The sequence below is a fragment of the Streptomyces lichenis genome, from assembly GCF_023218175.1.
GTDB classification, from domain to species: Bacteria; Actinomycetota; Actinomycetes; order Streptomycetales; family Streptomycetaceae; genus Streptomyces; species Streptomyces lichenis.
The window spans coordinates 42,712-55,594 of sequence record NZ_JALPTH010000039.1 but is presented as its reverse complement, the minus strand read 5'-3'; the positions used below and the strand labels follow the sequence as shown (position 1 = coordinate 55,594).

Below are 12,883 nucleotides of genomic sequence, written 5' to 3'. Positions count from 1 at the left end.
GCCGGGTCGGCGGTTACGCCGGGTCGGCGGTTACGCCGGGTCGGCGGTTACGCCGGGTCGGCGGCCTTGGCGGTGGCGGTGCGCCAGGGGCGGCACAGCCCCAGGAAGCAGACGAGCGCGCCGGCCCCGCAGACCAGTTGGACCACGGCCATCGGCACCGCCGTCGCCTCGCCCGCGATGCCGACCAGCGGCGAGGCGACGGCGCCGACCAGGAAGGAGGAGGTGCCGAGCAGGGCGGAGGCGGAACCGGCCGCGTGCGGGGTGCGCATCAGCGCCTGGGCGTTGGTGTTGGGCAGGGCCAGCCCCATCGCCGACATCAGCACGAACAGCCCGGCGGCCACCGGGAGGAGCCCCAGCTCACCGAAGACCCCGGCGGTGGCCAGCAGCAGGAAGAGCGCGGCCGCGGTGATCACAGCGAGCCCGATGCCCAGCACCTTGTCCAGGCTGACCCGGCCGACCAGCAGCTTGCCGTTGACCTGGCCGAGCAGCACCAGCCCGACCGAGTTGAGCCCGAACAGCAGGCTGAAGGTCTGCGGGGAGGCCCCGTAGATCTCCTGCATCACGAACGGCGAGGCGGAGATGTACGCGAAGAGGGCGGCGAAGGCGAAGCCGCCGGTCAGCATGTAGCCGGCGAACACCCGGTCGGCGAGCAGCCCGCGCATGGTGCGCAGCGCAGCGCCGACCCCGCCGGAGTGGCGCCGCTCGGCGGGCAGGGTCTCGCCCAGCCATTTCCACACCACCAGGGTGAGCAGCACCCCGACTCCGGTGAGCACCAGGAAGACCCCGCGCCAGTCGGTGAGGCGGAGGATCTGGCCGCCGATCAGCGGGGCGACGATCGGGGCGGCCCCGGAGACGAGCATCAGGGTGGAGAAGAAGCGGGCCATCTCCACGCCGTCGTAGAGGTCGCGGACCACCGCCCGGGCTATCACGATCCCGGCCGCACCGGCCAGGCCCTGGAGCAGCCGGAAGCCGATGAGCAGCTCGGCGGAGGGGGCGAAGGCGCAGACCGCGGTGGCGAGGACGTACACCAGCATCCCGGCCAGCAGCGGACGGCGGCGGCCCCACCTGTCACTCATCGGCCCCACCACCAGCTGGCCCACCGCCATACCGGCCAGGCAGGCGGTGAGGGTGAGCTGCACGGTGGCGGCGGGCGCGGACAGCGCGTCGGTGACCTGCGGCAGCGCGGGCAGGTACATGTCCATGGAGAGCGGCGGGAGGGCGGTGAGCCCGCCCAGGATCAGCGTCACCAGCAGCCCCACCCGCGCCTGCACGGCCGCGGCCCCGGCGAGGGGGCCGCCGCTCGGGCCGGTGGCCGCGTCCGGCGGGGTACGGGGCGCCGGCGGGTCCGCCTTCCCGACATCCGGTTCGCGGACGGGCGGGGGCGCGGCCTGCCCAGGGGTCTGCGGTCCCGGGACACGGTCCGGCATGACGTCTCTCCTCCTGCGTTCCTGCTGACTGCTACCTGCTACGTGCTGCCCGCTGTCTGACGAGGGCGGCCCCCATGCTCTCAGCTCACCCCCGTTTGTTGAAAGCTCAAGCGGAGACCGGCAAGGGCACTGTCCGTATGGCGAGCGCACCGGTCCCAAGGGACGCACGCTGCCGTACGCTGCGGCCCCATGGACGCAAGCGAGCAGACCGCGGCCGGGGCGGCCGGGGAGCGGCGGGTCGCCGTGGTGACGGGGGCCGGTTCGGGCATCGGCCGGAGCGTGGCGCTGGCCCTGGCCGAGGACGGCTGGTCACTGGCGCTGGCCGGGCGCCGCGCCGAGCCGCTGGAGGAGACCGCGGCCGCCCTGAAGGGGGCCGAGGCCCTGGTCGTCCCGACCGATGTGACCTCGGCCGAGGCGGTGGCCGCGCTGTTCGCGGCGGTGACCGGCCGCTGGGGCCGGGTGGACCTGCTCTTCAACAACGCGGGCAGCTTCGCGGGCGGCGGTACGCCGGTGGAGGACCTCTCCCCCGAGGTCTGGCGCTCCGTGGTGGACGTCAACCTGACCGGCGCGTTCCTCTGCGCCCAGGCGGCGTTCCGGACGATGAAGGAGCAGTCGCCGCAGGGCGGCCGGATCATCAACAACGGCTCGATCTCGGCCCATGTGCCCCGCCCGCACTCGGTGGCCTACACCGCCACCAAGCACGCGGTCACCGGCCTGACCAGATCCCTCTCCCTGGACGGCCGTCCGTACCGGATCGCCTGCGGGCAGATCGACATCGGCAACGCGGCCACCGAGATGACCCGCCGGATGGAGCGGGGCATCCTCCAGGCCAACGGGGAGCTGGCCCCGGAACCGGTGATGGACGCCGCCGACGTGGCCCGGACGGTGGCCCATATGGCGGCCCTGCCGCTGGAGGCGAACGTCCAGTCCATCACGGTGATGGCGACCGCCATGCCGTACGTGGGCCGGGGCTGACGCCGGCCCTCGACGGTCAGGCCTGCCCGGTCTCGAAACGGCTGATCCGCCCGTCCCCGCCGACCTCGAAGCGCCAGGCGGTCCGCATCGAGCCGTAGGTCTCGTTGCGGTAGTCGGCGACCAGCCGTCGCCCGCCCTCCGCCTCCGACACCACGTCCATCCGCCCGCCCGAGGAGAAGATCTCCCGTTCGGTCCACTCCGCGAGGTCCCGTTCCGAGCCGTCGTCGGACATGGTGGCGCCCGGGGCGAGCAGGGCGGCGAAGGCCTCGCGGTCCCCCGCGTTCACGGCGGCGACGAAGGCCCGGACGGACGGGTCGCTGAGCTGTTCCTGGGAAAGGGTCATCCCCCACCCGTACACCTCCCCTCCCCCGTACCGCCCGGCGGCGCGGACGCGGACGGCCCGGACATGCCGCCCACGGCCTAATCGGCGGGGCGGGCGGGGCGCCGGCGGGACCCTGGGCCGGCGTGCCGTACGCATCGCCGTACGCGTTCGTACGCATCGCCGTACGCGTCACAGGCATCCGCAGGAGGAAGGGCGGCCCCCGCAGTCATGACCACCCCCGCCACGCCCGCCCCCGATCCCGCATCCTCCGACGACGACGAAGCCCTCGGCCCGCTCGCCCACCAGGGCACCCCGGAGCGGCTGACCGCACTGTCCGACGGCATCTTCTCGATCGCGATGACCCTGCTGGTGCTCGATGTCCGGGTGGCGCCGGACCTGGACGACCGGGCCTTCCACCAGGCGCTGGCGGACACCTGGCCGAACGTCCTCGCCTATGCGCTGAGCTTCGCCATCCTGGGCGGGTTCTGGCGGGGGCAGCGGCGGATCCTCGCCCATGTGCACCATGTGGACGGCCGGCTGGTGTGGGTGACCCTGACCGAGCTGGGCGCCGTCGCGCTGCTGCCGTTCCCGACCGCGCTGCTCTCCGAGTACACCCACCAGTCGCCGGCGGTGGCGCTCTACTCGGCGGCCGTCGCCCTGATCGCCCTGCTGCACATGGCCCTCTGGGTCTCCGTGTGGAAGCGCGAGCACCTGCGCCGACTGCCGATCACCGACCACACCGGCCGCTGGATGGCGGCGGACATGGCGGCGACGGTGGCGGTGACCGGCGTGGCCGTGCCGATCGCCTTCCTCTCCCCCCAGGCCGCGATGTGGAGCTGGCTGGCCCTCTGGCCGCTCAAGGCCTTCATCGGCCGCGAACTGAAGTCCTGACCGATCCCCCTCACTTCGCCTTCGGCCGCTGCCGCCCCGGGTCCAGCGGAGGCGCGGTGAGGGCGCAGTGGGTGCGGCACTCGGGCCGGACGGGGGCGGGGGCCGGCGGGACCCTCAGCAGCAGCCAGGAGAGCGCGGCCGCCACCGCGAAGGCGGCCGCGCACCACACCACCGAGCGGTCGAAGGCCGCGTCGAACCGGGCGGGTTGCCGGTAGACCTCCGGGCCCATCCCGGTGAGCAGCGGCAGCGCGGCGACCGCCAGCAGCCCGGCGGCGCGGGCGATCGCGTTGTTGACCCCGCTGGCGATACCGGAGCGGTCCTCGGGCGCGTACGCCAGCACGGTCGAGGTCAGCGGGGCGACCAGGGCGACCAGGCCCATACCGAGCAGCGCCATCCCGGGGAGCACATCGGTGAGGTACGAGGCACCGGGCCCGGCGCGCAGCAGGAGCAGCACCCCGCCGGCGGCCAGCAGGCAGCCCGCGGTCAGCGGCAGCCGGGGGCCGATCCTGGCGCCCAGCGCCCCGGAGCGGCCGGACAGCAGCAGCATCAGCACGGTGGTCGGCAGCATCGCGGTGCCCGCGGCGAGCGCCGAGTAGCCGGAGACCACCTGGAGCTGGAGGGCGACCACGAAGAAGAAGCCGGTGAGCGCCGCGTACACGAACAGGGTGACCACGTTGATCACCGTGAAGGTGCGGGAGGCGAAGAGCGAGGGCGGCAGCATCGGGGCGCGGCTGCGGCGCTCGGTGCGGACGAAGGCGGCCCCGGCGAGGACGCCCAGCACCCCGGTCAGCCAGTCGGTGTCGATGAAGGCGTACGTGACGAGGCCGAGGGCCAGCACCCCGAGCACCGCGCCCGCCACGTCGGAGCCGGGCGGTTCGCCGGCCGCCCGGGTCTCCGGAACGTACCGCCGGGCCAGCGGTACGCAGACCGCGGCGACCGGCAGGTTCAGCAGGAACACCCAACGCCAGCCCGGCCCGTCCACCAGCCACCCGCCGAGGAACGGCCCCACGGCGGCGCCGACCCCGCCCAGCCCGGACCACACCCCGACCGCCCGGGCCCGGTCGTCGGGATGGAACACCGCCTGGATCAGCGCGAGCGACCCGGGCGTCAGCAGCGCCCCGCCGACGCCCTGCAGCGCGCGGGCGCCGATCAGCAGCGGGGCGCTGGGCGCGATGCCGCACAGCAGCGAGGCCAGCGCGAACCACACGATCCCCACCGTGAACACCCGCCGCCGCCCCAGCCGGTCGCTGAGCGATCCGCCGACCAGGATCAGCGAGGCCAGGGTGAGCACATAGCCGGTCACCACCCACTGGAGCTGCTGGAGGTCGGCGTCCAGGTCGTCCCCGATGTGCGGCAGCGCCACATTGACCACGGTGGAGTCCAGCAGCGCCATGGTGGAGCCCAGCACGGTCGCCAGCAGCACCATCCGGCCCCGCGTGCTCCCGATCCGGATCGTCCCGGCGCCGCCCGCGGAGCCCGTGGAGTCCTTGGAGCCCGTGGAGTCCTTCCGACCCGTGGAGTCGTCCGCCACCGCGCTCACCCTCTCCGGACCGGGCCGGGGAACGGCCCGTCGTCCGTTCCATTGTCGGCGCGCTCCCCAGCTGCGCCACCGGGCCCCGGCCCGGTGGGACTCAGCGGTCGGCGCCCATGCCCGTCAGCCGCTCGTGACCGGCCCGCAGCACCCGGGTGAACGTCTCCGGGTGGCTCAGCGCCGCGAGGTGCGAGCCGCCGATGTGCACCAGCGAGGCAGGTGCGCCCGCCGCCCGGGCGGCCGCCAGGAAGCGGCGCTCGTCGGAGCGGAACAGCCGGTCCGCCCGGCTGTTGGCGATCAGCAGCGGGACGGAGCACCGCCCGGCCAGGCCACCCCTCGCCGGCCCGCCGCACCAGCCGCCCGTACCACCGGGCGGCGCCACCGCGCGGCTGGGCCGTGCAGTTGTTGAGCAGCAGACCCGCCGTCAGCTCCGGGTGGCGGACGGCCGCGGCGAGCGCCACGTACCCGCCGAGCGACATCCCGGCCGGCACCACGGGCCGGCCGGCGGCCCGCTCAGCCTCGGCCAGCGCGGCCCCGACCCGCTCCACCGCCCCGTCCAGGGTGCCGGGGCACGGTGCGCTGGCCGAGCAGCGGGGCACGCGCCCCGGAGCGCGGACCCCCCTACCGGAGCGATGCCTCACCCTGGACCGCACAAGTGGACTCGTTCCATGTGCGGGGCCAGCGGCGCCCCAGCAAGGGTCGGGGCCCGCCGAGCACCCGGACCACCGCCGAAGCACCCCACAAACGATATCTACGATCAAGGAACCACGGTATCGTTTACCGCCCCAGGAGCTTCACGAAGGGAGCTGCCCCCATGGCGAGGACCGTCATCGACCTCGATGAGGACATGGTTGCCGAAGCCATGCGCATCTTCGGCACCAAGACGAAGGCGAAGGCCGTGCGCCTCGCGATGGAGGACGCCGTCAAGCGTCATCTGCGGCAGGAGTTCTTCGACGCCATGGACGCCGGTGAAGTCGACTTCAGCGAGATCGTCGAGACCACCGGGCCGCGCAACGCCGACGGCTCCCTCAAGCGCGGCGACGGCCGCGAGGGGAACCGCGCCGCCTGATGCAGGACCGCTACCTGATCGACAAGTCCGCCCTGGCGCGCTGGACGAAGCCGGGCGTGAAGGCAGTCCTCAAACCACTCCACGAGCGCTACCTGCTCGCGGTGTGCCAACCGACCGAGTACGAGTTGGTCCACTCCGCGAGGGACAGCGCGGAGGCGATGCGCATCAGTACATGGCTCCACGCCTTCGACTACCTGCGCGCGGACGACGACACCTTCACCCGCGCTCTCAAAGTCCAGCGCCTCGCGCTCAACGCGGGCTTCCACCGGGCGCTCTCGCTGCCCGATGTCCTCATCGCCGCCACCGCGGAGCTGAACCGGTTGACGGTCCTCCACTACGACGGCGACTTCGACATGATCGCCTCGCTCACCGGCCAGCCCACCGAATGGGTCGTCCCACCCGGCACCGCCGATCGATGATCGTGCCGGACGCGGAGGGGCGGCAGACAAGTCGGGACATGCACCGGGTTCTGTACCCCGGGACCTCCCAGCCCTCATCAGGGGCCATCCGAACTCCTCGATGCCTTGGGCGGACGGCTGATCACGCCCCGACGGACGTACGCCGGGAGAGTTACACACCACTTCCACCTGAACCACTACGCTCCGGACATGGACGACGAGCCGCTTTCCCAGTGGGCCGAGCGCCGGGACGCGAGGATCGGCCAGCTTCGCGCTGTACCCCTCGTCACAGGCGACGGCCCGAGGGCATCGCATCTGAACCCCGACGCGCCCCGTGCGATCCAGCGGTGGAACGGCCATCTGTGGGAGCCGCACGGCTTCGCGGCGAACCTCGCGGAAGCACGGCGCATCCTGTTTCCCCACACCGAGGCGACCTCCGCCCCCGAAGCGGCACCGAAACTCGGCCCGGGGACCGGCAGACACCGCAAGCCTCCGGTGTCCTGACGACCCAGCCGCCCGGCGTGGCTACTTTCATGGCTACCTTCGCAGCGGCGAGGCTCCCTTTGGCCCTCCGTGAGAAAGAGCCCCTGACCTGCGGTTTCGCTGGTCGGGAGCTCTGAGGGGCAGACGAGCTGGGCTGTACGCCGGGTTCTGTACCCCGGGACCTCGCGGTCGTCGGGGTGACGGCCATCCATCTAGGGCCGGCGTTGCCGCCGGCCTCGTGCGGTCTACCCGCGGACTCGGGCGGGCAGCCCTCGAACGTCCGCGCAGAGCGCGTGTGACGGCGCTCCTCTTGACCTTGCTCCGGGTGGGGTTTACCTAGCTGCCCAGGTCACCCTGGGCACTGGTGGTCTCTTACACCACCGTTTCACCCTTACCGGGGCCGTACGGATACGGTCCCGGCGGTTTGTTTTCTGTGGCACTGTCCCGCGGGTCACCCCGGGTGGCCGTTAGCCACCACCCTGCCCTGTGGAGCCCGGACGTTCCTCGGGGGGATCGTGGAGATCCTCACGCGGCCGTCCGCCCGGCTCGTCTGCCGTGCTGGTCATGGTACCCGGGCGGGAGGACCGGCGAGGTCCGGGGGCGGGGGGCGGGGATGCGTACGCTGGCGCGCGGGGCCGCACCCCGTCCAGCCGTACCGCGTGAAGGAGAACCGCCGTGCTCGTGCTCTTGCCGCCCTCCGAGGGGAAGGCCCCGTCCGGTGACGGCGCGCCGCTGGACCCGGGGGCGCTGTCGCTGCCGGGGCTGGCCGGGGCGCGGGCGGCCGTGCTGGAGGAGCTGGTGGAGCTGTGCTCGGCGGACGAGGAGAAGGCCCGGGAGGTGCTGGGGCTGAGCGAGGGGCTGCGGGGCGAGGTGGCGAAGAACGCGGGGCTGCGGACGGCGGGGGCGCGGCCGGCCGGTAAGGTGTACACCGGGGTGCTGTACGACGCGCTGGGCCTGGCCACGCTGGACGCGGCGGCCCGGGAGCGGGCGCGGGCGGCGCTGCTGGTGTTCTCCGGGCTGTGGGGCGCGGTGGGGGTGGCGGACCGGATCCCCTCGTACCGCTGCTCGATGGGGGTGAGGCTGCCGGGGCTGGGGGCGCTGGGCGCCCACTGGCGGGCGCCGATGGCCGAGGTGCTGCCGGACGCGGCCGGGGACGGGCTGGTGCTGGACCTGCGGTCGGCGGCGTACGCGGCGGCCTGGAAGCCCAAGGGCGAGGTGGCCGAGCGGACGGCGACGGTACGGGTGCTGCACGCGCCGACCCGGAAGGTGGTCAGCCACTTCAACAAGGCGACCAAGGGGCGGTTGGTGAGGAGTCTGCTGGTGGCGGGGGTGGAGCCGGGGACTCCGGCGGAGCTGGTGGAGGTGCTGCGGGGGATGGGGTACGTGGTGGAGGCGGACGCCCCGGGGAAGAGCGGGCGGGCGTGGTCGCTGGATGTGCTGGTGGATGAGGTGCATTAGGCGCGCGTTGCACGGTGCGCAACGGGCGTTGCGGGGGGTGTGAGGGGGTGGGCAGGATGGGGGCCATGGATTCTGCTGCTGCTCAGTCCGCCGCTCCGTCGGTGCTGGATCTCTCGCCGGTGATCCCCGTAGTCGTGATCGAGGACGCCGCGGACGCCGTGCCGCTGGCGCGCGCCCTGGTGGCGGGTGGGCTGCCGGCGATCGAGGTGACCCTGCGGACGCCCGCCGCGCTGGACGCGGTGCGGGCGATCGCTGCGGAGGTGCCGGAGGCGGTCGTGGGCGCCGGGACGGTGATCACCCCGGAGCATGTGGCCGCGGCGGTGGCCGCCGGGGCGCGGTTCCTGGTGTCGCCGGGGTGGACGGACGGGCTGCTGGAGGCGATGCGGGCCTCGGGGCTGCCGTTCCTGCCGGGCGTCTCCACGGTCTCGGAGGTGCTGGCCCTGCTGGAGCGCGGGGTCGGTGAGATGAAGTTCTTCCCGGCCGAGGCGGCGGGCGGGGTGCCGTATCTGAGGTCGATCGGCGGCCCGCTCCCCCAGGCCCGGTTCTGCCCGACCGGGGGCATCGGCCTGGACTCCGCGCCGGGGTATCTGGGGCTGGCGAACGTGGGGTGTGTGGGCGGTACGTGGATGCTGCCGCCGGACGCGCTCGCCGCGAGAGACTGGGCGCGGGTGGAGTCGCTGGCCCGGGAGGCGGCGGGGCTGCGACCCTGAGCAACCCGCGGTGGCGGGGAGTTGGGGCGGTAGAGGGTCTTGCGGGTCGGCGTACCAGCGAGTACGAATACGGCCACCCGGACGGCCTGACGCCCAGCACAGCGAGAGGCCCGTACGGGTGAAAGACGCATGGCTGGCCCTCCCCGCTCCCCCACCCGCCAGGAGACGTCCATGACCCCACCGCCGCCGGCACCGAGCAGGCGTACCGTCCTCCAGACCGGCGCGGCCCTCGGGCTGGGAGCCGCCGGAGCCGCGAGCGGGACGGCGGAGGCCGCCGCCCGGGAGAGCGGTACGGCGGAGGGCGGGGGGTATCTGGTCGGGCGCGGGATCGCGGACGCGACCGGGGAGGTCGCCGAGGTCGGGATGATGGGCTACGGGCGGTTCGACCAGCAGGCCGCCGGGCTGCACACCCGCCTGCGGGCGCGGGCGTTCGCGGTGGTGGACCGGGCGAGCGGTGAGCGGGTGCTGCTGATCGTCGCCGACTCACCGATGATCTTCAGCAGCGTGCACCAGGCGGTGCTGCGACGGCTGGCGGAGAAGTACGGCGGGCTCTACACCGAGCAGAACGTGCTGATCACCGCCACCCATACGCATGCGGGCCCGGGCGGTTACTCGCACCATGTGCTGTACAACACCACCACCAGCGGCTTCCACGCCAGGACCTTCGAGGCGGTGGCCGCCGGTCTGGTGGAGGCGGCCCAGCGTGCCCACGAGGATCTGGCGCCCTCCGAACTGATCCTGACGCGTGAGCAGTTGCACGGGGTGAGTGTCAACCGGTCGCGTACCGCGTTCGATCGCAATCCGGCCGAGGTGCGGGCCCACTTCCCGGACGCCGTCGATCCGCTCTCCACGGTGCTGCGGATCGAGCGCGGCGGGCGGGCGGTGGGCGCGGTCAACTGGTTCGCCGTGCACGGCACCAGCATGTCCGGGGACAACCGGCTGATCAGCGCGGACAACAAGGGCTACGCCGCCTACCACTGGGAGCGGGAGGTGGAGCGGGTCGACTATCTGGACGGCCGGCCGCCCGCGTTCGTCTCCGCCTTCGCCCAGACCAACGCCGGGGACATGTCCCCCAACCTGGATCTGAAGCCGCCGACCACCCCGGCCGACTTCGCCCGGACCCGGGAGAGCGGGCTGCGCCAGTACGAGGCGGCGGCGGGGCAGTTGGCGCGGGCGGGCACCCGGCTGGAGGGCGGGGTGGACTCGCGGCTGGTGTACGTGGACCTGTCGAAGACGGAGGTGGGGCCGGAGTTCACCGGGGACGGGCGCGGCCACACCACCTCCACGCCCTGTATCGGCGCCTCGATGGCGGCCGGGAGCATGGAGGACGGGCCGGCCTTCCCCGGCTTCCAGGAGGGCGAGAACCCGTTCTTCGACCTGGTGTCCCAGGCCCTGGTGTACAACGCCTCGCCGGAGCTGCGGCAGGCGCAGGCGCCCAAGGCGGTCTTCGTGCCGATCGGGCTGCTGAACGGGGTCTACCCGTGGGTGCAGGAGCAGGTGCCGGTGCAGCTGGTGCGGATCGGCCGGCTGTATCTGGTCGGCGTCCCGGGCGAGGTCACCATCGCGGCCGGGCTGCGGCTGCGGCGCACGGTCGCCGCGATCACCGGCTCGGAGCTGGACGACGTACTGGTCGCCGGGTACGCCAACGCCTACTTCCACTATGTGACCACACCGGAGGAGTACGACGCCCAGCAGTACGAGGGCGGCAGCACGCTCTTCGGCCGCTGGCAGCTGCCCGCGCTCCAGCAGACGGTGGCCGCGCTGGCGACGGCGATGCGGGACGGGCGGCGGCTGCCGCTGGGTCCCGTACCGCCCGATCTGAGCGGCCGGCAGATCTCGTTGCAACCGGGGGTGGTGGTGGACGCGCCGCAGTTGTTCCACCGCTTCGGCGATGTGCTGAGCCCGCCGCGCGAGACCTACCGGGCCGGGGAGGTGGTGGAGGCGGTGTTCGCCGGCGCCCACCCGGGCAACGACCTGCACCGGGGCGGGACCTTCCTGGAGGTGCAGCGCGAGGAGGGCGGCGGCTGGCGGACGGTCGCCGACGACGGGGACTGGGCGACCAGGTTCCACTGGCGGCGGGACGGGACGGCCGCCTCCCGGACGACCGTGACCTGGGAGATCCCGGCCGGCACTCCGCCCGGCCGCTACCGCCTCCGCTACCACGGCGACGCGAAGAGCCTGACCGGGCGGATCACTCCGATCACCGGGACGACGGGGGGCTTCAGCGTGCGCTGAGCGGTCCGCCGGGCGGTCGCCGGTCGCCGTCAGGGGTGGGTCGCCAGGATCTCCAGGGCGCCGGTCTCGGTGTCGTAGCTGCGCAGGGTGGTGAGCCGGGCGGAGAGCGGCGGCGCGGGCAGCAGCTCGGGCACCCGCCGCCCGGCGAAGGCGCCCGCCCGGCGGGTGCGGCCCAGGGTGATGTGCGGGCGCCAGCGGCCCGGCTGGTGGAAGGGGTTGAGGGCGTCGGGCGGGGTGTCCGAGACCACCGCCTCCCACACCCGGCGGTGCAGCGCAGTCAGTTCCGGGTCGGGGTCCAGCGCCCAGGCCAGCACCGAGGTGGGCCGTTCGAAGCGGACCACCCCGGTGAACCGCACCGGCAGCGGCAGGGCGGCCGCCACCTCGGCCAGCTCCCAGCGGATCGGGGCGGTCAGCTCCGGGCAGGCGGCCAGGGTGAGGTGCGGGCTGTTGGTGGGGCTGCGGTGGCGCGCCTGACTGGGCAGTCCCGCGTCCGCAAGCCGCCGCCACGCCTCCCGGACCGCGAGGTCCGCCGCCTCGTTCAGCAGGAGCTCGACCGTACGCACCGCCGAAGCCTACGACGGCGGGTCAGCGTCCGGACGCCGGCAGGCCGTCCAGCTCGGCCGCGAAGTAGCGGGCGGGGTCGAAGCCCATCCCGGTGAAGTGGCCGGCCAGCTCCAGGGACAGGGCGCCGTGCAGCCGGGTCCAGAGGTTCATGGCCAGCTGGAGGGCGGCGGGCGGGGCGGGGTGGCCCTCGGCCCAGGTCCGGTGCTCCTGGAGGTGGGCGCCGAGGGGGGTGGTGGCCCCCGCCGGGAGCAGTGCCGTACAGGCGTCGAGCAGCAGGGCCACGATCTCGTCGGCGATGGCGGTGGTGTCCGCCGGGGCGTGGTAGCCGGGGACGGGGGTGCCGTAGACCAGGAAGTAGCGGTGCGGGTCGGCGAGGGCCCAGTCGCGCAGGGCATGTGCCAGCCGGGCCAGGTCGGCACCGTCGGCGGCGGCCGCGCGCAGGGCGTCGGCGAGGCTGCGGTAGGCGTCCCGGACGAGCTCGGTGATCAGCTCGTCGCGGCCGGCGAAGTAGCGGTAGAGCGCGGGTCCGCTCATGCCCATCTGCTTGGCGATCGCGTTCAGGGAGAGGGCGGACGCCCCCGCGGTGGCGATCTGCTCCCAGGCGCGGTCCTTGATCTCCTCGCGGACCTGGGCCCGGTAGCGCTCCCGGGGGGTCTTGGCACCGGTGCCCGGGTCCGGCTTCGCCTCGGTGTCCGGCTTCGCCATGGATGGCCACCCCTCTCGCACACTCACTACCGACCGAAGAATTAGTTAGAGGGTATCACGGAAGCTCTTGACCTTCCGATTCACGTAACGCTATAACTTCTCACGAACGCGGGAG

Annotated in this window: 14 protein-coding genes and 1 other RNA gene; 8 read left to right on the top strand and 7 right to left on the bottom strand. The window is 73.6% G+C overall.

Features of this window, described 5'->3' with window-relative positions; all coding sequences use genetic code 11:
• Window positions 1-47: 47 nt before the first annotated feature.
• The gene (locus tag M1O15_RS28910; protein ID WP_248637169.1) at window positions 48-1,427 is read right to left on the bottom strand and encodes a multidrug effflux MFS transporter; all 1,380 of its coding nucleotides are present in this window, start codon (window positions 1,425-1,427) and stop codon (window positions 48-50) included.
• A 189-nt stretch (window positions 1,428-1,616) separates the two neighbouring features.
• On the opposite strand from M1O15_RS28910, the gene M1O15_RS28905 reads away from it, so the two are divergent.
• Window positions 1,617-2,402 (top strand): SDR family oxidoreductase, encoded by a 786-nt coding sequence (locus M1O15_RS28905; RefSeq protein ID WP_248637168.1) that lies wholly within the window; start codon window positions 1,617-1,619, stop codon window positions 2,400-2,402.
• Window positions 2,403-2,418: 16 nt separating this feature from the next.
• On the opposite strand, the gene M1O15_RS28900 is transcribed toward M1O15_RS28905, so the two are convergent.
• Complete coding sequence (locus M1O15_RS28900; RefSeq protein WP_248637167.1) at window positions 2,419-2,745, bottom strand: nuclear transport factor 2-like protein; 327 nt, start codon at window positions 2,743-2,745, stop codon at window positions 2,419-2,421.
• A 207-nt stretch (window positions 2,746-2,952) separates the two neighbouring features.
• On the opposite strand from M1O15_RS28900, the gene M1O15_RS28895 reads away from it, so the two are divergent.
• Entirely contained in the window at window positions 2,953-3,615 is a 663-nt protein-coding gene (locus M1O15_RS28895) for a TMEM175 family protein (RefSeq protein WP_248637166.1), read from the top strand.
• 10 nt (window positions 3,616-3,625) lie between these two features.
• On the opposite strand, the gene M1O15_RS28890 is transcribed toward M1O15_RS28895, so the two are convergent.
• On the bottom strand, window positions 3,626-5,041 hold the full coding sequence (locus tag M1O15_RS28890; protein WP_248637171.1) for an MFS transporter: 1,416 nt from the start codon (window positions 5,039-5,041) through the stop codon (window positions 3,626-3,628).
• Between the two features lie 205 nt (window positions 5,042-5,246).
• Window positions 5,247-5,528 (bottom strand): hypothetical protein, encoded by a 282-nt coding sequence (locus tag M1O15_RS28885; RefSeq protein WP_248637165.1) that lies wholly within the window; start codon window positions 5,526-5,528, stop codon window positions 5,247-5,249.
• A 432-nt stretch (window positions 5,529-5,960) separates the two neighbouring features.
• Here M1O15_RS28885 and M1O15_RS28880 point away from each other — a divergent pair, with 432 nt between their 5' ends.
• The 3 genes from M1O15_RS28880 to M1O15_RS28870 all read left to right on the top strand — a co-directional run bounded on the left by M1O15_RS28880 (window position 5,961) and on the right by M1O15_RS28870 (window position 7,117).
• Window positions 5,961-6,215, top strand: a complete 255-nt coding sequence (locus M1O15_RS28880) for a type II toxin-antitoxin system VapB family antitoxin (protein WP_248637164.1) — start codon at window positions 5,961-5,963, stop codon at window positions 6,213-6,215.
• The gene (locus M1O15_RS28875; protein ID WP_248637163.1) at window positions 6,215-6,634 is read left to right on the top strand and encodes a PIN domain nuclease; all 420 of its coding nucleotides are present in this window, start codon (window positions 6,215-6,217) and stop codon (window positions 6,632-6,634) included. Before M1O15_RS28880 ends, M1O15_RS28875 begins: the two co-directional genes overlap by 1 nt.
• Before the next feature lie 189 nt (window positions 6,635-6,823).
• On the top strand, window positions 6,824-7,117 hold the full coding sequence (locus M1O15_RS28870) for a DUF6087 family protein (protein WP_248637162.1): 294 nt from the start codon (window positions 6,824-6,826) through the stop codon (window positions 7,115-7,117).
• Between the two features lie 120 nt (window positions 7,118-7,237).
• Here the strand turns inward: M1O15_RS28870 and rnpB are convergent.
• Window positions 7,238-7,645: RNase P RNA component class A (gene rnpB / locus M1O15_RS28865), an RNA gene on the bottom strand.
• Between the two features lie 126 nt (window positions 7,646-7,771).
• Here rnpB and yaaA point away from each other — a divergent pair.
• The 3 genes from yaaA (at window position 7,772) to M1O15_RS28850 (ending at window position 11,499) form a co-directional block, all read left to right on the top strand.
• Complete coding sequence (gene yaaA / locus M1O15_RS28860; RefSeq protein ID WP_248637161.1) at window positions 7,772-8,554, top strand: peroxide stress protein YaaA; 783 nt, start codon at window positions 7,772-7,774, stop codon at window positions 8,552-8,554.
• 65 nt (window positions 8,555-8,619) lie between these two features.
• Entirely contained in the window at window positions 8,620-9,264 is a 645-nt protein-coding gene (gene eda / locus M1O15_RS28855; RefSeq protein ID WP_248637160.1) for a bifunctional 4-hydroxy-2-oxoglutarate aldolase/2-dehydro-3-deoxy-phosphogluconate aldolase, read from the top strand.
• 171 nt (window positions 9,265-9,435) lie between these two features.
• A complete protein-coding gene (locus M1O15_RS28850; RefSeq protein ID WP_248637159.1) occupies window positions 9,436-11,499 on the top strand; it encodes a neutral/alkaline ceramidase in 2,064 nt (687 codons plus the stop codon).
• A gap of 29 nt (window positions 11,500-11,528) precedes the next feature.
• On the opposite strand, the gene M1O15_RS28845 is transcribed toward M1O15_RS28850, so the two are convergent.
• Window positions 11,529-12,062 (bottom strand): 2'-5' RNA ligase family protein, encoded by a 534-nt coding sequence (locus M1O15_RS28845; RefSeq protein ID WP_248637158.1) that lies wholly within the window; start codon window positions 12,060-12,062, stop codon window positions 11,529-11,531.
• Window positions 12,063-12,084: 22 nt separating this feature from the next.
• Window positions 12,085-12,768: a TetR/AcrR family transcriptional regulator gene (locus M1O15_RS28840; RefSeq protein ID WP_248637157.1), complete on the bottom strand. Its 684-nt coding sequence runs from the start codon at window positions 12,766-12,768 to the stop codon at window positions 12,085-12,087.
• Window positions 12,769-12,883: the final 115 nt, after the last annotated feature.